18 protein-coding genes are annotated in these 19,581 nt (G+C 73.0%); 12 read left to right on the forward strand and 6 right to left on the reverse strand.

Annotation, left to right across the window (positions count from 1 at the left end):
- Positions 1 to 311: 311 nt before the first annotated feature.
- The gene (locus PUR71_RS07880; protein WP_329925628.1) at positions 312 to 1,334 is read left to right on the forward strand and encodes a serine hydrolase domain-containing protein; all 1,023 of its coding nucleotides are present in this window, start codon (positions 312 to 314) and stop codon (positions 1,332 to 1,334) included.
- A gap of 48 nt (positions 1,335 to 1,382) precedes the next feature.
- Here the strand turns inward: PUR71_RS07880 and PUR71_RS07885 are convergent, their stop codons facing one another.
- The gene (locus PUR71_RS07885) at positions 1,383 to 2,558 is read right to left on the reverse strand and encodes a hypothetical protein (RefSeq protein ID WP_329925630.1); all 1,176 of its coding nucleotides are present in this window, start codon (positions 2,556 to 2,558) and stop codon (positions 1,383 to 1,385) included.
- A 238-nt stretch (positions 2,559 to 2,796) separates the two neighbouring features.
- On the opposite strand from PUR71_RS07885, the gene PUR71_RS07890 reads away from it, so the two are divergent.
- Positions 2,797 to 3,486: a C40 family peptidase gene (locus tag PUR71_RS07890; RefSeq protein WP_329925631.1), complete on the forward strand. Its 690-nt coding sequence runs from the start codon at positions 2,797 to 2,799 to the stop codon at positions 3,484 to 3,486.
- A gap of 617 nt (positions 3,487 to 4,103) precedes the next feature.
- Here PUR71_RS07890 and PUR71_RS07895 read toward each other — a convergent pair.
- Positions 4,104 to 5,036 carry a LysR family transcriptional regulator gene (locus PUR71_RS07895; RefSeq protein WP_329925632.1) on the reverse strand — a complete coding sequence of 311 codons (933 nt, stop codon included), beginning with the start codon at positions 5,034 to 5,036 and terminating at the stop codon, positions 4,104 to 4,106.
- 117 nt (positions 5,037 to 5,153) lie between these two features.
- On the opposite strand from PUR71_RS07895, the gene PUR71_RS07900 reads away from it, so the two are divergent.
- Both PUR71_RS07900 and PUR71_RS07905 read left to right on the forward strand, forming a co-directional pair.
- Positions 5,154 to 5,999, forward strand: coding sequence for an alpha/beta hydrolase (locus tag PUR71_RS07900; protein ID WP_329925633.1), 846 nt, complete (start codon positions 5,154 to 5,156; stop codon positions 5,997 to 5,999).
- A gap of 193 nt (positions 6,000 to 6,192) precedes the next feature.
- The gene (locus PUR71_RS07905) at positions 6,193 to 7,458 is read left to right on the forward strand and encodes an NAD(P)/FAD-dependent oxidoreductase (protein WP_329925634.1); all 1,266 of its coding nucleotides are present in this window, start codon (positions 6,193 to 6,195) and stop codon (positions 7,456 to 7,458) included.
- Positions 7,459 to 7,547: 89 nt separating this feature from the next.
- Here the strand turns inward: PUR71_RS07905 and PUR71_RS07910 are convergent, their stop codons facing one another.
- Positions 7,548 to 8,495: a hypothetical protein gene (locus PUR71_RS07910; RefSeq protein ID WP_329925635.1), complete on the reverse strand. Its 948-nt coding sequence runs from the start codon at positions 8,493 to 8,495 to the stop codon at positions 7,548 to 7,550.
- A gap of 283 nt (positions 8,496 to 8,778) precedes the next feature.
- Between PUR71_RS07910 and PUR71_RS07915 the strand changes: the two genes are divergently transcribed.
- On the forward strand, positions 8,779 to 9,747 hold the full coding sequence (locus PUR71_RS07915) for a helix-turn-helix transcriptional regulator (RefSeq protein ID WP_329925636.1): 969 nt from the start codon (positions 8,779 to 8,781) through the stop codon (positions 9,745 to 9,747).
- Positions 9,748 to 9,774: 27 nt separating this feature from the next.
- Here PUR71_RS07915 and PUR71_RS07920 read toward each other — a convergent pair whose 3' ends face one another.
- Positions 9,775 to 10,155 carry a VOC family protein gene (locus PUR71_RS07920; RefSeq protein ID WP_329925637.1) on the reverse strand — a complete coding sequence of 127 codons (381 nt, stop codon included), beginning with the start codon at positions 10,153 to 10,155 and terminating at the stop codon, positions 9,775 to 9,777.
- A gap of 235 nt (positions 10,156 to 10,390) precedes the next feature.
- On the opposite strand from PUR71_RS07920, the gene PUR71_RS07925 reads away from it, so the two are divergent.
- Both PUR71_RS07925 and PUR71_RS07930 read left to right on the forward strand, forming a co-directional pair.
- Entirely contained in the window at positions 10,391 to 11,020 is a 630-nt protein-coding gene (locus PUR71_RS07925) for a hypothetical protein (protein ID WP_329925638.1), read from the forward strand.
- Positions 11,021 to 11,066: 46 nt separating this feature from the next.
- Positions 11,067 to 13,223, forward strand: coding sequence for a bifunctional polysaccharide deacetylase/glycosyltransferase family 2 protein (locus PUR71_RS07930; protein ID WP_329925639.1), 2,157 nt, complete (start codon positions 11,067 to 11,069; stop codon positions 13,221 to 13,223).
- 58 nt (positions 13,224 to 13,281) lie between these two features.
- Here PUR71_RS07930 and tpx read toward each other — a convergent pair whose 3' ends face one another.
- Both tpx and PUR71_RS07940 read right to left on the reverse strand, forming a co-directional pair.
- Positions 13,282 to 13,782 carry a thiol peroxidase gene (gene tpx / locus PUR71_RS07935; RefSeq protein ID WP_329925641.1) on the reverse strand — a complete coding sequence of 167 codons (501 nt, stop codon included), beginning with the start codon at positions 13,780 to 13,782 and terminating at the stop codon, positions 13,282 to 13,284.
- 771 nt (positions 13,783 to 14,553) lie between these two features.
- Positions 14,554 to 14,757, reverse strand: a complete 204-nt coding sequence (locus PUR71_RS07940) for a hypothetical protein (RefSeq protein WP_329925642.1) — start codon at positions 14,755 to 14,757, stop codon at positions 14,554 to 14,556.
- A 319-nt stretch (positions 14,758 to 15,076) separates the two neighbouring features.
- On the opposite strand from PUR71_RS07940, the gene PUR71_RS07945 reads away from it, so the two are divergent.
- The 5 genes from PUR71_RS07945 to PUR71_RS07965 all read left to right on the forward strand — a co-directional run bounded on the left by PUR71_RS07945 (position 15,077) and on the right by PUR71_RS07965 (position 19,530).
- On the forward strand, positions 15,077 to 15,256 hold the full coding sequence (locus PUR71_RS07945; RefSeq protein ID WP_329925643.1) for a hypothetical protein: 180 nt from the start codon (positions 15,077 to 15,079) through the stop codon (positions 15,254 to 15,256).
- A 29-nt stretch (positions 15,257 to 15,285) separates the two neighbouring features.
- Entirely contained in the window at positions 15,286 to 16,059 is a 774-nt protein-coding gene (locus PUR71_RS07950) for a bestrophin-like domain (RefSeq protein ID WP_329925644.1), read from the forward strand.
- Positions 16,060 to 16,159: 100 nt separating this feature from the next.
- On the forward strand, positions 16,160 to 17,704 hold the full coding sequence (locus PUR71_RS07955) for an MFS transporter (RefSeq protein ID WP_329925645.1): 1,545 nt from the start codon (positions 16,160 to 16,162) through the stop codon (positions 17,702 to 17,704).
- A gap of 209 nt (positions 17,705 to 17,913) precedes the next feature.
- Positions 17,914 to 18,303 (forward strand): SCO5389 family protein, encoded by a 390-nt coding sequence (locus PUR71_RS07960; protein WP_329925646.1) that lies wholly within the window; start codon positions 17,914 to 17,916, stop codon positions 18,301 to 18,303.
- Between the two features lie 174 nt (positions 18,304 to 18,477).
- Positions 18,478 to 19,530 (forward strand): LLM class flavin-dependent oxidoreductase, encoded by a 1,053-nt coding sequence (locus tag PUR71_RS07965; protein ID WP_329925647.1) that lies wholly within the window; start codon positions 18,478 to 18,480, stop codon positions 19,528 to 19,530.
- Positions 19,531 to 19,581: the final 51 nt, after the last annotated feature.

The raw sequence follows: 19,581 nt of genomic DNA on the forward strand, positions 1-19,581 counted from the left end.
TCTCCAGAGCCGTCCGACGAACATCAGCCAGGGCCGGTGAGAGTTCCTCGCGGAGCGAGCCCGAAGGCGTTCGGATGAATGCGCGCTGGGGGGCGGCGTGGCGCTGCGGACAAGGACCTGGAGGGCCTTACCTGGGACGCATGGACATCCGGACGGGCCGAACTGCCCTGCTTCGCATCGCGATGGTCGTCTCTGCCTGCGTGGCGGCCTCCCTGCCCCCGATTGTCGCTCCCGCAGCGGCCGTACCGGTTCCCAGGGCGTCGGCCGCCCCGTCACATGCGTGGGATGCGACCGCGGCGGAGCTCGACCGGGTGATCCAGCGGGCGGCCGCCGACGCGGGGGTCCCCGGGGTGATCGTGGGCATCTGGAAGCCTGGACAGCCACGCTACGTGCGGGCCTTCGGTATCGCGGACAACAGCGACTGCGAGCCGATGCGGACCGACCTGAACATGCGCATCGGCAGTGAGACCAAGACCTTCACCGTCACCGCGCTGCTCCAGCTCGTCGACCGCGGAGAGGTCGGCCTGGACGACCCGATCTCCGCGTACGTCGACGGGGTGCCCGACGGCGAGCACATCACGCTGCGTCAGCTCGCCGATATGCGCAGCGGCCTGTTCGCCTACAGCAAGGACGCGGGCTTCCAGCACCTGCTGGCGACCGAGCCGCATCGCCAGTGGTCGCCGAGCGAGCTGCTCGGCATCGCCTTCGAGCACCCCAACCAGTTCCCCCCTGGCACGCAGTTCGACTACTCCAACACCAACACCGTGCTGCTCGGCCTGGTCGTCGAAAAGATCACCCACCGTCCCTTGAGGGACGTGATCCGGGAGCTGATCACGCGGCCGAGCGGCCTGGACCGCACCTTCCTGCCGGAGGCGGCGGAGTTTCCGCTGCCGCACGCCCACGGCTACACCGACGTGACGCCGGACGGCACGGTGGCGGACGCCACGGACTTCAACCCCAGCTGGGGCTGGGCAGCCGGCGCGATGATCTCGGACCTCGACGACATGCGGTCCTGGGCGGAGAACGTCGCGACAGGCGGACTGCTGACCCCGCAGACCCAGGCGGAGCGCCTCGACGCGCAGCCCACCGGCGCGCCGGGTGACGCCTACGGGCTGGGCATCGACATCAACCACGGGTGGATCGGCCACGCGGGCTCCCTGCCCGGCTACCAGAGCCTGACGGTCTACCTGCCCGCCCAGAAGGCGACGATGGTGATCCTGCTCAACACCGACATCCCCTCGAACGGCGAGAATCCCAGCACCCTGCTCGGCCGGGCCATCACCCAGGTGATCAGCCCCGGCAACGTCTACGGCGACGCGTCCGACCAGAACTGACACACGCCCGAGGTGACGCGGGCCAGGACATGGTGGGTGACCGCGTTGCTACTCGATGAGGTCGGGCCGCCAGATCGTGGGCCGGTCCGGGGCCACGGACGCGGTCGGTGACACGTTGTAGGCGGCGTCGGTCGCGTCGGCGGCGACCACCCGGCCGAGGCCCTGGTAGGCGAGGAACACGGGCTCGCGCACGGTGGCGCAGTCGGCGGGCGGCGTGATCACGGTCGTTCCGGCGTCGAGGTCGATGACGTGGGCGCCGGGCGCCCCGGGACAGGGGTAGACCTTCCCGGCCCGGGCGAACTCCAGCCGTACCTTGGCCTTGGTGGGCACGCTCGCCCGGTTCGTCACCTTGAGCGCGATGGAGACCCGGTCGGCCTCCACCCGCACGCAGACCCGCCACGTGACGACGGCGGGCCCCGGGTACGGACCACTGCAACGGCTGTCCTCGCCCAGCGAGTTCTTCTCGACTCCGGGGCGCTCGGTCAGCGGTGCGGGCTGGCTCAGCGGCGGCTGCGAGGCCGGGTCTGCCGGTGGGCTCGCCGCGACGGGCGTGCCCGCTACGGGTGCTGTGCTCGCCACGGGTGCTGTGCTCGCCACGGGCGGTGTCGGGGTAGCCGTGGAGGCCGGTCCGCCGGCTGTGGCCGTCGTACTGGCGACGGTGTCGGCGGAGTCCTCTGGCGTGATCGGGTCGACACCCCGGCCCACCAGGTAGATCGTCAGCGCGGCACAGGCGACAGCGGCCGAGGCCGCCCACGCGAGCCGGCCGACCGGCCTCCGTGTGCGCCTCGGGCCCGGTTCCGACGCCACCTCGGGCACTCGATGCGGTTCGCCCCCCTGCGGCCCGTCCGGCAGCAGCTCCACTTTCCCCCGATCGGGCCCCCGGAGCGCTGCCGCGCCCGAACGCCGGGCGGCGTCGATCCGGTCCAGGCAGTCCGAGGCCTTCTCCCAGGCCGCTACCAGTGCGCGGCGCTGCTCCTCCGTGAACCTGCCGCTGCCGACCATCAGCCCGAGGACCGCCGCCGAGGGCAGGGTGTGACCGGACAGCACGCGGTGCCAAGTGCTCTTCCCCACCGGGCTGCCGGCCTTGGCGGACCTGCTCTGCAAGGCCCGGCCCTGGAGGTCGAGTTCCGTCGTCACAGCGGCGATCAGCTGCGTCCAGTCCTGGACGTCCGGCGGGTGCGGCACCGGGATGGCTCGCCCTCGCGCTGGCCTGGGGCCGGTCATCTGCCTCCTCCTCGATGGCTCCCGCTGTCCCAACCACCTGCATTTCCGCAGGTCACAGGCGTATGGGACAGTCCGACGGGCGATGGGACAACTGGGACGGGCCGAGGCTACCAACGAAGCCGGACCGATGAGATCGTGATTGCCGTCGGCACTCGCCGGCCGTTCCCAAACCCCCAGCCCCAACCGGGCTTTCCTCGTCATGCCCGGACCTGGGCATCACCCGAAGGAGTGAGCTCCCATGCGCCCGAACCACTGCGGCGACCTGCCCCTCGCGCTCAAGTCCCGTACCACCCGCACCTCCTGGGCCCGCACCGGCTGGGCCCGCACCGCCGTCGCGCTCACCGCCGCCCTCGTCGTCAGCGGCGCCCTCGGCACCGAAGCGGCCGGCGCGGCCACCCCGCCGTCCGACGGCCGGCACGTCGCGCGGACCGTGACCGAAGCCTCGGGCACGCGGACCGCCGCCGCGCTCCGCGACCGGATCGTCTCGGTTGCCCGGGGCGAGATCGGGGTGCGCGAGGGAAGCGCCGAGTGCAACAAGTACTTCCCGAACAAGAGCCACACCTGCAAGACCGGGTGGTGCGCGGCCTTCGTCGAATGGACCTGGCGCGAGGCGGGCGTCAAGGAGGTCCCCACCGACCTGACCGGCCGCGGCGTCGGCCACTGGGGCAAGCAGCACGGCCTGTGGCACCCCATCGGCTCGGCCCGCCCCGAGCCCGGTGACCTGGTGGTCTACGGCGAGCCGGCCAAGGAGACCCCGGGCGGCCACGTCGGCGTCGTGGCCGCCGTGCACGGCGACGGCACCCTCGACACCGTCGAGGGCAACTACGGCGACAAGGTCACCCTCCGTACCCACCTCAACCCCAGGACCGCCGTCGGCGGCGCCCAGGACCTGCACATCGCGGGCTACGTCACCCCGCCGACCGCCTGACCGCCCCACCTCCGCCGGGCCCGGACCGCCACCCCCTGGTGGTCCGGGCCCGTCCACCGCGAACGACCGACGGCCGGCAGCAGGGGTCGCGACGAGACATCACCCGGGCGAGGCACCACCTCGGGGGCGGAGAGCCGCTGTCGGTCATGGCTGCGACGTGCCGAAGCTTGGTGGCTTCTGCGCCAGTTCGACGGCTGGTTCCCGTGGCGCCGGTGTCACACCAGTGCCGCGCCGCCGTCTATCGCGAGCGTGGTGCCGGTGACGTAGCCGTTTTGATACCTGCCGTGAGCGCGGTTCCGGACAGGGGCGGATCGCGAGGACGCCGGAGCTGAAAGTGATCGAGCCGCCGACGCGCAGGCGCGGTGCGGCCGGTGTGCGAAGTGGCGGATGTTCTGGAGGCGAAGGTCCAGGGTGACGGCGGCGAGTACGACGACGCCTGATGCGTGTGACCACCACGAGATGATCAAGGGTTTGCACTCCAGCCGTAGATCGTGATCAAGCTGGGGCTGCGGCTCGGCACATGAAACCGACGTTGCCGACGAACCGGCCGTGCGCCTCACGCCGAGGCCGACCCGTGCCGGAAGGCCGCACGCGCAGGCGAAGGATGCCCGCCCGAATCAAGTGTGGTGCCGGAGCCGGTCGTTGAGTGCGGCACCGACGTCGGGGCAGTTCATCCGGATGGTGTCGAGGAAGGCGCGCAGCAGCGGGGAGTGATCGCGGCCCGCGAAGGACAGGACGAGATCGGGCAGGGACGTGCGCGGGGTCACTTCGCAGAACCGCACTCCCGGACGCGGGACCGCCCTCATGCGGGACGGGCCCAGGCCGACGCCCACGCCCGAGGCGGCGAGGCCGATGATCGTGTGCACGTCCCTCGCGACGGTCGCGCCGCCGAGAGCCGAGGAGTCCGTGCCCAGCAGGGTGCGCAGTCCGGCGACTACGGCGGGCTCGTCCTCGCCGGCCGACACGATCAGAGGCTGTCGCCGCAACTGGTCGGCCGTTACGGATTGTTGACCCGCGTACGGGTGCACCGTACTTACCACAGCGATCACGTGGTCGCGTCCGATCGGGACGGACACGAGATGCTCTGCTCCGGCGCCCCGTGGCGGGCCGAGGGTGAGGGCCACGTCCAGCTCACCGGCGACGAGAGCCGAGCTGCTGCGGCTGGTCGCCATCTCGTGCAGTTCCAGTCTCACGTCGGGCCGTTCACGGCCGAACCGGCTCAGGACGCCCGGCAGCGGGCCGAGCAGTGCCGAGGCGACGAAGCCGAGGCGCAGCCGTCCCGTCTCGCCGCGCGCGGCCCGGCCCGCATCGACCGTGGCCGCCGCGATCTCGTCGAGCGCCCGGCGTGCCCGCGCGAGGAACGCCTCACCGGCGGCGGTCGGGAACACCCCCTGACGTGTGCGGTCGAACAGCCGGGCCCCGACCTCGCGCTCCAGGTCGGCGATCTGCTTGGACAGCGGCGGCTGCGCGATGCCCAGCTCGCCGGCCGCCCGGCCGAAGTGTTCGTGCTCGGCGAGAGCAACCGCGTACCGCAGGTGTCGCGCTTCCATGGCTCGCCCTCCCTCCCATCGGTCCCCTCGGCCGCCGACAAGACCTCAAAGATATTGCCATGCCACTTACCAGATCTAGGAATGGATGGCGCTGTGGTTCCTGTCTGGAATGGAGCCATGAAGAACGCATCTCTGAGCGGCACCGTCTTCGTTCTCGTGCACGGCGCCTGGCACAGCTCCGGACAGTGGGCAGCGACGCAGCGCGCGCTGGCCGGACTGGGCGCTGCGAGCGTGGCCGTCGACCTGCCGGGGCACGGCTTCGACGCACCCCTGCCCACCGGATACCTGCTGCCCGGCCAGCCGGGCCTGCTGACCGAGAAGTCACGGCTCGCCCCCCTGACGATGGACGACTGCGCCGAGGCAGTGCTGAACGTCCTGCGCCAGGTGCGTCACCATCGCACCGTCGTGCTCGTCGCGCACAGCGCGGGCGGCGGTCCCGCGTCCCTGGCCGCGGAGTGGGCGCCCGAGCTGGTGGACCGGATCGTCTACCTGTCCGCGTTCGTCCCGGGCGGGCGGCCGCGGTTCTTCGACTACCTGGGCTCACCCGAGAACGCCACCGCGCTGGGCCGGAACCTGAACCTCGGCGACCCCGAGGCCCTGGGCGCCGTACGGATCAATCCGCTCTCACCGGTTCCCGCCTACCTCACCGAACTGCGGGAAACCCACTACCACGACACCCCGCTGGACCGCTTCGACCGGTGGCGGTCCGCGCTGAGCCCTGATCTGCCCCTGGCGATCCCAACGGCTCCGGTCGCCCTGACCGCGGCACGGTGGGGACGAATTCCACGAACCTTCCTGCGCTGCGCCGAGGACCGGGCGCTGGCACCGGCCGCGCAGGACCTGATGATCGCGGAAGCCGACCGGGCCTTCCCCGGTAACCCGTTCACCGTGCACACCCTGCCCGGCAGCCACAGCCCGTTCGCGGCCCGGCCGGGCGAGCTCGCCGCGCTCCTCGCCTCGTGAGCCGGCGGCGCACCGTGAAAAGCAGCGGCCGCACCTACGCCCGACCTGATCGCGGCCCACCGGATGCGACGGTGCGAGGATCCTCGATCCCTTCCCGGCAAAGGGACTTGACAACAACTCATGTTCCTGGGAGCAGTGGCTCTGCACGAACGCGACGAACACACAGCGCCACTCCGAAGGGGGACATCAGCAGATGACCGGAGACGAGAGCACGGGACAGGACCACGACGTCGTCATCAGCGGAGCGAGCCTCGCCGGCAGCGCCGCGGCGATCCTGCTCGCACGGCGCGGCGTCCGCGTCGCCCTGCTGGAACGCCGCTCGGACCCCTCGGCGTACAAGGTCCTCTGCACCCACTCCCTCACCGCCAACGCCCGCCCGGTGCTGGACGAACTCGGCCTCGTCCCCGCCCTGGAGGAGGCGGGCGCCGTCCGCAACGAGGCCCGCTGGTACACGCGTTGGGGCTGGATAGAGCCCGGCGCCGCGCCCGGCCCCGCGCTGCCGTACGGGTTCAACGTGCGGCGCAGCACCCTCGACCCGATGATCAGGGCCCGCGCGGCGCAGACCGACGGCGTCGACCTGCTCCTCGGCCACCAGGTGACCGGGCTGATCCGGGAGGGCGGGCGGGCGGTGGGGGTGCGCGCGTCGACGCCGCAGGGCGAACGCGAGTTCCGGGCGCGCCTGGTGGTCGGCGCCGACGGCAAGGACTCGGCCGTGGCGAAGCACGCCGGGGTGCCGGCGCGGCTGCACGAGAACACGCGCTTCGCGTACTTCGCCCACTTCCGCGGCCTTCCGCTGCCCGGCGGGATCGCCCACACCTGGTTCCTCGAACCGGACATGGCGTACGCGTTCCCCAACGACGGCGGGATCACGGTCGTCGCGGTGGTCCCGGACAAGAAGCGGCTGCCGGACTTCCGCAAGGACCTGGAGGGCAGCTTCACCGCCTTCGTCCGGGCCCTGCCCGAGGCGCCGCCCATCGACTCCGCCGAGCGCGTCTCGAAGGTCATCGGCGTACTCGACTACCCACTGGCCGACCGCGCCCCGACCGCGCCGGGCCTCGCGTTCATCGGCGACGCCGCCCTCACCAGCGACCCGCTGTGGGGCGTGGGCTGCGGGTGGGCGCTGGAGTCCGCGCAGTGGCTGGCGCAGGCCGTGGCCCCGGCCGCCGCCGGGCGCGGCGATCTCGACCGGGCGCTCGCGGCGTACGCCCGCACGCACCGGCGGCGGATGCGCGGGCACCAGTACCTGGCCGCCGACTTCGCCAAGGCCCGCCCGTTCAACCCGCTGGAGCGGCTGATGTTCTCCGCGGCGGCGCGCGACGGCGCGCTGGCGCGGCACATGCACATGTTCGGGTCCCGCCTGATCGGCCCGCCGCGCTTCCTGAACCCTGTGGCGGTCGCCAAGGCGTCGGCCGTCAACCTCAGGCACCGCGGCGAGCGCTCCGGCGGGTCGCCGGGTTAGGGGTGTCCTTCCGAACGGTGCCGAGACCTCGGCGGGACCGTGACGAGCGACCCCATCCTCGACGGCGGCTACCGCGTGCACAGGGCGCCTCAGCGGCGGGCGGTCCGGCGGCGGGCGACGACCACGGCTCCCGTGCCGGCGGCGAGCAGGGCCGCGCCGGCGGCGCCGTAGGCGAGCGTCCGGCCGCCGTCGCCGCCGGTGTGGGCGAGGCTGCCGCCCGGGGCGGCGGGGCTGCCGGAGGCGGACGGGGACGGGGCCGACGGGGACTCCCCGTGACCCGGAGCCGCCGAGGGCGAGCCCGTGGCGGTCGGGGTCCCCGTCGGGGACACGGTCGGACCGGCCGTCCTGCTCGGGGTCGCGGTCGGACTGCTCGTCGCGGTCGGACTCCCGGTCGGACCGGCCGTCGCGGTCGGGGTGGCGGTCGCGGTCGCCGTGGCCGTCGCGGTCGGGGTGGCCGTGGGCCCGGTGGTCGGATCGGTCGTGGGGGTGGCCGTCGGGGAGGCGGTCGGCGTCGGCTCGCACGCGTGCCCGCCGTTCCAGGCGGCGAGGAGTCGGTCCTCATCCGCCAGGACACTGTTCGGGTAGTGCGGGAGCGGCTGCTCGACCCCGTCGTACGTCTCGCCCCCGAGGTACAGGTCGATCTGGCCGTAGCACTCCGGCAGGTGGGACGACACGTCGAGGGTCGCCCTGGGCTCGGCCCGGGTGACCGTACCGGTCGCCCGGCCGAGGAAGGTCTGCTGCCCCGAGGTCGGCCACGTCGGGCCCTCGGTGCCGTACGCGGCCAGGGAGACCTCGTAGGAGCAGTTGGCCTCGGACTCCGCCTGGAAGTCGCCCTCAACCATGATCACCCCGTAGGGCTTGTCCAACCGGGGCTCGACCTGCCAGGTGCGGCCACCGTCGGTGGAGTACGAGAATCCGGCCGCACCGCATTCGGGCGCGGGCTCGGCGTGTGCGGTGCCGGGTGAGAGGAGCGGGGCTCCCGCGGCGATCCCGAGGGCGGTGAGAGCGGGAATCGTCCGACGAATCGCGTGATACACGAGAACAACCTTCTGACGACGTGCAGTTGACGGGTTCCTGCGCCTCCATTCCTGAAGACCGGTCAAACCTATCCGTACACATACGGCCGAAGGCGCCGTGATCCCGGGCAACTTCCTGCAGAACCGGCCTGCATCCTCCTGCAACGTCCGTGACATTGGTCCTGACCAATGCGGGGCGGACGCCTCTGGGACCGCCGGGCCCCCTGGGGCACGATCTCCTTCCGGTGGCGCGCCCGACCCGGGTCGCCGCAGCCCGTCCGCGCCGCACCCGGGAGTCCGTCCGATGGAAGGCAACGCACTCGCGGTGCTCGGCCTGAGCCCGCAGGAGGAGGCCGTCTACCGGCTGCTCCTGCGTTCGCCCGGAATCGGCCTCGCCGTGATCGCCCACGCCTGCGGGACGGGCGAGGACGACGCCGCCGCCGCCCTCGCCCGGCTGCGGGACCTGGGCGTGGTGCGGGCCGCGGACGACCCGGACACGTTCAGCAGCGTCGACCCGCCCACCGCCGTCGAACGGCTCGCGCGGCTGCGCATCCACGGACTGCAGAGCGAGATCCGGCAGGTCGCCTCGTCGCGCCACCTGGTCGACCGCCTGGCGGAGGACCAACGGGCGGGGCGGCGCGCGACGGTCAGCGAGCTCCAGCGCGTCGAGGGCCTGGAGCAGGTGATCGCGTGCGTCGACGAGCTGTCCTTCTTCGCCCGCGACGAGCGCCTCACCACCCACCCCGGCCCGATCCTCGCCGCGGCCCTCGACGCCGTCCGCGCCTCGGACCTGAAGTACCTGCGGCGCGGTCTGCGGATGCGGACCATCGTGCACACCGACGCGCTCGACTGCCCGCAGGTCGACCGCTACACCGCGGAGCTCATCGGCCAGGGCGCCCGCGTGCGCGGCACGACCGGCCCGCTGGAGCGGATGGTGATCTTCGACCGGCGGACCGCCCTGGTGGCGACCGACCCCGACGACATCACCCGCGGCGCCCTCGTCGTCCGCCAGCCCGGCCTGCTGGCCCACCTCCTCGGCCTGTTCGAACGCCGCTGGTCGGAGTCGTGCGCCGTCCCGGACGAACTGCCCACCACGGCCGAACGGCAGGTCCTCCGGGTCATGGCGCGGGTCGACAAGGACGAGGCGGGCGCGCGGGAACTGGGCATGTCGCTGCGCACCTACCGCGGCCACGTCGCCTCGCTGCTGCGCCGCCTCGACGTGCCGAACCGCTTCCAGGCGGCCCTGGCGGCCCGTGAGCGGCGCTGGATCTGAGCCGCCCGCGCTGCCCGGCGCCCTCCGTCAGCTCCGGCTGGTGTCGATGACGCAGAAGCGGTTGCCTTCGGGATCCGCGAGCACGACGAAATCGGCGTCCTGCGGATACAGGTCCCAGTCGACGCGTTCGGCGCCCAAGGACACCAGCCGTTCGACCTCGGCGGCCTGGTCGGCCGCGTCCGCGGCGTACAGATCCAGGTGGACCCGAGGACGCTCCTGGACGGGCGTCTCGCTGAGACCGAGCGCCACCTGTACCCCGGGGCCCTCCGCAGGCACCAGCACCACCCAGTCGTCCTCCGTCGTCCCGGCCGCCTCCTCGCGCGGGACGTATCGCAGCGCCTCCATCCAGAAGGCGGCCGCCCGAGGCACGTCGGAGGCACCCAGCACGACGGAACCGATAGTCAGCATGCCCAGATTCTGACGGACGTCGGCGACGCCCGCCCCGACGTTCTCGGGCACCCCTCGCGAAGCCCCGGCAGCCGACAGCGGCGCGGAAGCAGTTGAACGCCACCGGCCGGAAAGGTGTGACAGAACTCCGGCTCCCGGCGCTGTACAGATCACGACCACTGCACCGCCGGTTCCACCCGGGACCCGTAGGTGCGGCCCGGCAGCCCGTGCACCGAGAAGACCTGGACCTGACACCGTGCCCGTCACACCGTACGAACCGTGGCCGACCGCCGAGCACGTCCCGTTCACCGGGGACGAGGCGGGCGAGGCCACCGTCGAACTGCCCGCCGTCTCCGCCTCCGAGGCCGAGGACCCGGCCCCGCCGCCGCCCGTGTTCGTGGACTCCTCAGGGCGCCGGCAGCGCCGGATCCGCCGGCTCGGGGTGGCGCTGGCCGTACCGGCGGGCGGGTACCTGGCCCTGCTGACGAGCGCGCTGCTCGGCGGCCCGACGGTGAACGCGCCGTTCCTGCCCCAGCCCCCGGCCGCGAGCACGCCGGACCCGGCGGCCACCCCGTCCGGGGCGCCCGCCGCCGGGCCGGAGGCCGCGGCCGCGCCCGGCCCGGCTCCGACCGCGGCGCCCACCCACCAGCACACCGTCACCCCGGCCAGCGTCCAGCACCCGCCGACGGCCGGCGCGGCGATGGCGGCCGAGCCCGGGACCGGTACCCCCGCGCCCGGCGCTCCCACGGCGGCCACCAGGGCCCCGGTGCCGGCCACGACGCCGACGGCGTCCGCCGGCGCCACCCCCGCCGCCACGCCCACGCCCGGGCACGGCCGTCCGACCGCTCCGCCGGGAAACCCGACCGGCAAGCCCCTCAAGCCATGACAGCCGCCCGCGCAACGCCCCCGCCCGCACCGCCGAAAGCCGCACCATGAGCACTGCCCGCCGACGACGTACCCCCGACCGCGCCCGCCGAGGCCGACGCGGTGTGGTCCGCCAGCGCCCGCTGCGCACCCACTGGCTCCTGCTGGGCGCCCTGCTGCTCACCCTCACCGGCGCCCTGGCGCTCCAGGGCTACACCCAGCACAGCTTCGACGACCGCCCCGATCAGGCCGCCACGCCCACGGCCGCGGACGCCGTGCCGGCGGCCGTCCGCAACGGCGGCCCGGTGATCGACACCGCCGGCCCGCAGCCGCGCAGCGCCGCGCCCGAGCCCGGCACAGTCGCCCTCACCTTCGACGACGGCCCGGACCCGACGTGGACGCCGCAGGTCCTCGACGTCCTGCGCGAGGAGGGGGTGCACGCGACGTTCTTCGTCGTCGGCACCCAGGCCGCCGCCAACCCGGACCTGGTCCGGCGGATCGTCGCGGAGGGCCACCAGATCGGCGTGCACACCTTCACCCACACCGACCTCGGCCCGGCTCCCGCCTGGCGCCGCTCGCTGGAACTGCGCGAGACCCAGCTCGCCCTCGCCGGATCCGCCGGGGTGACGAGCTCGCTCCTGCGGCCGCCGTACTCCTCCAGCGCGGACGCCCTGGACGACCGCGAGTGGGACGCGGTCCAGCAGGCCGGGCGCTCCGGCTACCTCACCGTGCTCACCACCCAGGACAGCGAGGACTGGCGGCGGCCGGGGGTCCCGCAGATCCTCAAGGCGCTCGACGACCGCCCGGGCGGCCCCGGCCAGATCATGCTGATGCACGACGCGGGCGGGGACCGCTCGCAGACCGTGGCCGCCCTGAAGACCCTGCTGCCCCAACTCAAGTCGCGCGGCCTGCACTTCGCCACCGTGAGCCAGGCCGTCGGCCTGTCCGACCCCGTCCACGCCGCCGGCACCGCCGACCACCTCCAGGGGCTCGCGCTGATCTGGATCCTCCGGGGCGGAGGGTGGGTGCTCACCGTGCTGGGCTGGCTGCTGTGGGCGGCGGGCGCGATCAGCGTGCTGCGCGCCGTCGCCCTCCTGGTCGCAGCCCGCCGGCACAAGCGGCTGCGCCGCCGGCCCTGGGGGCCGCCCGTCACCGAACCGGTCAGCGTCATCGTGCCCGCCTACAACGAATCCGCCGGGATCGAGGCCGCGCTGCGCTCGCTGCTCGCCTCCGACCACCCGGTCGAGTTGATCGTCGTCGACGACGGCTCGACCGACGGCACCGCCGACCTCGTCGAGTCCCTCGACCTCCCCTACACGCGCGTGATCCGGCAGGAGAACGCGGGCAAACCCGCCGCGCTCAACACCGGCATCGCGGCCGCCCGCGCCGAGCTCCTGGTGATGGTCGACGGCGACACCGTCTTCGAGCCGGACGCCGTCCGCCACCTCGTCCAGCCCTTCGCCGACCCCTCGGTCGGCGCGGTCTCCGGCAACGCCAAGGTGATCAACCGCGGCGGCCTGCTCGGCCGCTGGCAGCACATCGAGTACGTGGTCGGCTTCAACCTCGACCGCCGCCTGTTCGACCTCGCCGAGTGCATGCCCACCGTCCCGGGCGCCGTCGGCGCCTTCCGCCGCTCCGTCCTGCTGGCCGTCGGCGGTGTGGGCGAGGAGACCCTCGCCGAGGACACCGACCTCACCATGGCCTTCTGCCGCGCCGGCTGGCGGGTCGTCTACGAGGAGCGCGCCAAGGCCTGGACCGAGGCCCCCGCCTCCCTCGGCGCCCTGTGGCGCCAGCGCTACCGCTGGTGCTACGGCACCCTCCAGGCGATGTGGAAGCACCGCGGCGCCCTCGTCCAGCGCGGCCAGGCGGGCAAGCTCGGCCGCCGCGGCCTGCTCTACCTGCTGATGTTCCAGGTGCTGCTGCCCCTGCTCGCCCCGGTCGTCGACGTCTTCGCGCTGTACGGCGTGGTCTTCCTCGACCCGGTGCGGATCATCGGCACGTGGGCGGCTTTCCTGCTGGTCCAGCTGCTGATGGGCGCGTACGCGTTCCGCCTCGACAAGGAACGCCTGGGACCGCTGTGGAGCCTGCCGCTACAGCAGTTCGTCTACCGCCAGCTGATGTACCTGGTGGTGATCCAGTCCGTCTTCACCGCCCTGGCCGGCTCCCGCCTCCGCTGGCAGCGCATGCAGCGCTACGGCACCCTCCGCGTCCCGGCGGGCGGCTGACGGCGGTGGGCGCGGCCGGAGAACCGGCCGCGCCCACCGGTCGGGGCCGGGAGGCGCCTTACTTCAGGGCCGACAGGGCCGCGTCGTAGTTCGGCTCGTCGGCGATCTCCGCCACGAGCTCGGTGTGCAGGACGTTGTCGTTCTCGTCGAGCACGACGACGGCGCGCGCGGTCAGGCCGGCCATGGCGCCCGCGGCGATGTCGACGCCGTAGGCGGCGTGGAAGTCGCGGTTGCGGAAGGTGGAGAGGGTCTTGACGTTCTCCAGGCCCTCGGCGCCGCAGAAGCGGGCCTGCGCGAACGGCAGGTCGGCCGAGATGCACAGCACGACGGTGTCGCCGAGCTCGTTGGCCTCGGCGTTGAACTTGCGGACGGAGGCCGCGCAGGTCGGGGTGTCGACGCTGGGGAAGATGTTCAGGACCTTGCGCTTGCCCGCGAAGTCCTTCAGCGACGCGTCGACGAGACCGGCACCGACGAGGGTGAACGAGGGCGCCTGGCTGCCCGACTGCGGCAGCTCGCCCGCGACCTGAACCGGGTTGCCCTTGAGGGTGACCTGAGCCATGAGGGTTTCTCCTCCAGATGGACCTGCTACGAAACGGCCACACCGCGAACCGCTTCGGGTGACCGGGGAACACGAAGATCCTACTGAGTGTGCCCACGTGGTGGGAGTGCGTGCCCAGCCACCGGACATCCGTCCCGGGCCACGGCCCTGCGCGAGGCGCCCGCCGCCGGCAGGGGCTCCGCGGACCGGGCCCGCTCGGCCCGGGGCGGGTCACCACCGTCTCCGTCCCGCGTTGGGCCGTGCGGCCGAGCGGCTGAACCTGTCCGCCCGTGGGCCGACCGGCGGCAGGTGAACGGCGCGCCTGTTGGTCGCCGAAGCACCGCCGGGGAGATCCTTGCGGCGCCCGATGGAAGCCCGCCGCGCACCGTGCCGTCGCCCCGGAGGTGTGGACACCATTCCCCAGTGCCCAGAGGTCGAGCGGCCGCAGCCAGGAGGCGCAGGACGCCTCCGCCCCGGACGGTGGGTGCGCACGGCAGGGGCGGTGGCGAGCGTGGTGGCCGTGGGCGTACTGGTGGGCGGGGCGTCCGCGGCGCACGGCGGGCACCACGGCGGCGGGCATCCGACGGATCCGGTCGCCGGCTTCTGCGTGTGCGTCAAGGCGAGCGAGACCGCTCAGGTGGAGGTGACCACCGCTCCGGAGCACGGGCACCACCGGCCGTGCTCCACCCCGGGGCGCCGGGACGGCGAGGACGAGCGCGGCGGTCACCACCACGGTGGGCACCACCACGGTGGTCACCATCACGGTGGTCACCATCATCACCACCATCTGCTTCACTGTCCGAGTCCGAGTCCGAGCCCGAGTCCGAGCCCGACGCCGACACCGACGCCGTCCTCGGCGTCCACGCCTTCCCCGAGTCCGAGTCCGACGCCGACGCCGACGCCGACACCAAGCCCGTCGTCCACGCCGGTGCCCAGCCTGTCCCCCGCGCCGACTGCTTCACCGGTGCCCACCAACTCACCCGCGCCGACGCTCACGCCGACGCCTGCGGCGGCGCTTCCCACCCCTACGCCTCCGAGTCCGACACCTGTGCCGGCTGCATCCCCACTGCCAGCACCAGCGCCGGATCCGGCACCGGCACCGCAGATCCCGGCCCCGGACGCTGCTGCTACCGCCGCCGGGCCCGCCCCCGCCGCGGCGGGCCCGGCGGCGCAGCCCGTCGCCGAACGACAGCCGTCGCCCCCGACCGCTCGGCCCGCCCAGCCCGCCCAGCCCGCCCAGCTGGCCGCAGCGAGCCCGGCCGCACCGACCACCCCTCGCCCCACCCCCGTGTGGCCGACCCAGGCGCCCACCCCGGTGCCCACGTTCCGCGCGCCCCCGGCCCGCCCGACCGCCGCGCGCTCGTACCACCAGGGCATCCCGATGACGGCCACCCTGCTGCTGATCCTCGTGCCCGCGGTCCTCGCCGCGGCGGCGCTGCGCCCGGGGCACGGCAAGGCCGGCAGGGGCGGCGGCCCCAAGCACGAACGCCGATGACGTCCGTCCGCCAGTGAGAAGGAGTTCCGATGGGTCCTTGGGTGGCGCTGGCCGTCGCCGCGGCCGCAGCGTGCCTCGTCGCCGGGGCGGTGGTGCTCCTACGGCGCCACCAGAGCACCGAGCCGAGGCACGACGAGACGCCGGACGTCATCGAGTACATCACGATGATGATCGGCGTCGTCTACGCGATCGTCCTCGGGCTCGCGATCGCGGGCGTCTGGCAGGCGCGGGTGTCCGCCGAGGACGACGTGCTCCGCGAGGCCCAGGCGCTCCACGAGGTCAGCGACCGGGCGGCGGTCTACCCGGTCGAGGTGCGCGACAAGATCAGGGCGGACGTGGACGCCTACGTGACGTACGTCGACCAGGTCGAGTGGAGGTACATGCGCGACCACGGCACGATCTCCGAGAAGGGCACCCAGCTGCTCGAACAGGTGCGTGCGGACATCGCCACCAGACCACCGACCACCGAGCTGGAGGCGCAGTCCTACCTGCCGATCCTGGACCGGGTCACCGCCGCGGACGACGCCCGCAGCGCCCGCGGCCAGTACGCCGGCGCCACCATGCCCGCCCTGGTCTGGGCCGGGCTGATCGCGGGCGCCGCCATCACCATCGGCATGCTCTTCGCCCTCCAGATCCGCCACACGCCGCGGGAACTGGTCCTGGCCGGGTGCTTCAGCGCGCTGATCGCCTTCCTGCTGTTCATGATCTGGGACTTCGACGATCCGTTCGGCGGGAGCGTCCGCGTCACCACCGAGCCCTTCGTCGACCTGTTCCCCCACCTGAACCTCAGCGGAAACGGTTAGTACCCGTTGTGCTCCCCTTGCGCCCGGGATTAGTGTCGGTGTTAGTGAACGAAACCGTTCCCTTCCGTCGTTCGCTCCCAAAGCCATTGGGGGATCTGCCATGGCCACCTCCCGCGCCCTGGCCTCGGCTCCGCCGGCGTCCGCCCGCCGCGGCCAGCACCCGGGGATAGCGCTCACCGTCATCGCCGCCACGCAACTCATGGTCGTCCTCGACATCACGATCGTGAACATCGCGCTGCCGCACATCCAGCAGGCACTGGCCTTCTCCACCACCAACCTGTCGTGGGTGATCAACGCCTACACCCTGACCTTCGGCGGGCTCCTGCTGCTCGGCGGCCGCGCCGGCGACATCCTCGGGCGCCGGCGGGTGTTCATCGTCGGCGTGCTGGTCTTCTCGTCCGCCTCGCTGCTCGGCGGCATCGCGCAGAACGCGCCGTGGCTGCTCGCGGCCCGGTCGCTCCAGGGCGTGGGCGCCGCGATCGCCTCACCGACGGCGCTCGCGCTGATCGCGACCAATTTCAAGGAGGGCCCGGAACGCAACCGCGCGTTCGGCGTCTACTCGGCCGTGGCCGGTGCGGGCGGCGCGATCGGGCTGCTGCTCGGCGGCATGCTGACCTCCTGGCTGTCCTGGCGATGGGTGCTGTTCGTCAACGTGCCGATCGGCATCGCCATCGCCCTGCTGGCCCCGCTCTACATCAACGAGTCCGAACGGCACCCCGGCCGCTTCGACCTCCTGGGCGCGTTCACGGCCACCACGGGCATGGTGTCCCTGGTGTACGGCTTCATCCGCGCCTCCGACCACGGCTGGACGGACCCGGTGACGCTCCTCGCGTTCAGCCTCGCCGTCGTCCTGCTCACCGCGTTCCTGCTGAACGAGCGGCGGGTGCCACAGCCGATCACGCCGCTCCACCTGCTGCGCGACCGCAACCGCGCGGGCGCTTTCGGGTTGATGCTGTGCCTGGCCGCGGCGATGTTCAGCATCTTCTTCTTCATCACCCTGTTCGTGCAGGAGATCCTCGGGTTCAGTCCGCTGCGGGCGGGCTTCGCGTTCCTGCCGATCAGCGTCGCCATCGTCGCGGCGGCCCAGTTCGCCGCCCGCAGCCAGGTCCGGTTCGGCGCCAAGCCGTTCTTCGTGGTCGGCTCGCTCCTGGTCCTCGGCGGGGTGTTCTGGGCGAGCCGGATCTCCCTGGACACCACCTACGCCTCCGGCATCCTCGGGCCGACGCTGCTGTTCGGCCTCGGCATGGGGTCCATCTTCGTCCCGGTGATGCTGACGGTCGTCTCGCACGTGGCCCCGCACGAGACGGGCGCGGTCACCGGCACGCTCAACGCCATGCAGCAGGTGGGCGGTTCGCTGGGCCTGTCCATCCTGGTGACGGTCTTCGGCACGGCCAGCCGCAACGAGGCGCAGCACCAGGTCGCGAAGTTCCTGCACGAGGCGACGCCCCAGCAGGCGCTCCAGTTCAGGGTGACCGGGAAGCTCCCGGAGCCGTACTCGTCGGAGGTGCTGGTGCACGGCATCTCCCGGGCGTTCGAGATGGGGCTGGTGTTCGCGGTGCTGGCGGTGGTGATGGCGGTGTTCGTCATCAAGCTGCCGAAGGTTCCGGCCCCGGTCGCGGACAAGGCGTCCGAACCCGCCGGGTGAGGGTCACCCGGCGGCCCCGGGCGACCTCGTGGCGGACCTCCCGGGGAGCGAGACGGAGGGGGCGCGCGCCGGAGTCGGTCACACCGCGCCGCACTTGACAGGACATCAGGGCGTCCAGGACAGTCCATATAGCAATGGTTTTCATCTTCGTTAACCGTTGACACCTTCGGCACCACCAGCCCCGCCCTCCCCTGCGAAAGGACACCCCCATGTCGCTCGACGTCTCCCCCGCCCTCCTCGCCCAGGCCGCGCACGGCGAGGTCGACGAGGCCGACTTCGTCGAAACCGTCCGCACGTCGCTCCCCTACGCCTACCAGGTGGTCGCCGGCCTCAGCACCGAACTCGCCGCCACCGACGAGGAGTTCGTCAACGACAACACCACACCCAGCGACGAGGAGCGCGCCCAGCTGCTGCGCGCCCTCGCCAGCAACGCCATCCGCGGCAGCCTGGAGCGGCACTTCGACGTGACGCTGGCGTTCGTCAACTGCCACCGCGTCGGCGCGTTCCGGCCCGGTGCGGAGACCAGCGAGGCGTACCGGGAGTTCACGTCGCTGCACAACCAGATCCGCAACCAGAGCCCGGAGCTGCGCAGTTGCTGACCGCCGCGTGACGACGGGCCTCCGCTCCGTGAGCGGGGGCCCCGTCGTGTTGCACCGTGTGGCGGGCGGGTTGCGGCCACGTTTACGGTCCGTCGGCGATCTTGTGGGGCGGCCGGCGGCATGCGTAGGTTCGGTCCGTACCCCTCGATCGTCCCGTCCCCGCGGAGGCCCGCCATGCCGTCGTCGACCACCCCACGACCGCTGCGCAAGCTCGGCTTCCTCACCATCGGCCTCTTCGACGAGGCCGACCCGCGCCGAGGCCACGAGACCACCCTCGAACTGATCGAACTCGGCGAACGCCTCGGCTTCGACAGCGCCTGGCTGCGTCACCGCCACCTCCAGTACGGCATCTCCTCCCCCGTCGCCGTCCTCGCCGCCGCCAGCCAGCGCACCCGCCACATCGAGCTCGGCACCGCCGTCACGCCCCTCGGCTGGGAGAACCCGCTGCGCCTCGCCGAGGACCTGGCCACCGTCGACGTGCTCTCGGGCGGGCGGCTCAACGCCGGCATCAGCTCCGGCCCGCCCGCCCACTACGACCGGGTGCGCGACGCCCTCTACCCCGACACCGGCGACCACCAGGAGTTCGGCCCGGCCCGCGCCCGGCGCCTGCTCGACCTCGTCCGGGGCGAACCCGCCTCCGACTTCGCCGGGACCGAGGGCATCGAGGTGTACTCACGGCGCGTCCAGCCCCACTCCCCCGGGCTCGGCTCCAGGATCTGGTACGGCGCCGGGAGCCTGCGCTCGGTGCGGTGGGCGGGCGAGAACGGGCTGAACCTGCTGATCAGCAGCGTGGTGAAGCCGGAGGAGGAGGCCGAGGCGTACGACTTCGCGGCGATCCAGCTCTCCCACGTCCGCGCCTTCCGCGCCGCCCACCCGGACGGCGAGCGCGCCCGCATCTCCCAGGGGCTCGTCGTGATCCCCACCGACAGCGCCACACCCGCCCAGCGCGCCACGTACGAGGCCTACGCCGCCTCCAGGGCCCACCGGACAGGCATGCCGCAGGGCCCGGCCCGACTGCTGTTCGAGCGCGACTTCGTCGGCACGACGGACGAACTCGTCGAGCAGCTCCACGCCCACGCCTCGTTCCGGGAGATCGACGAGGTCGCGTTCGCCCTGCCCTTCACCTTCGCCCCGGAGGACTACGTCCAGATCCTCACCGACCTCGCCACCCGCCTCGCCCCCGCCCTCGGCTGGAAGCCGGCGGACCGGGACACGGCCGCGAACTGAGAGAGGGCCTGCGGAGAGGTTCTCCGCAGGCCCTCGTGGCCGTGGCCGGTC

Origin of the sequence: Streptomyces sp. SP17BM10 (genome assembly GCF_036322405.1) — a bacterium.
GTDB lineage: Bacteria > Actinomycetota > Actinomycetes > Streptomycetales > Streptomycetaceae > Kitasatospora.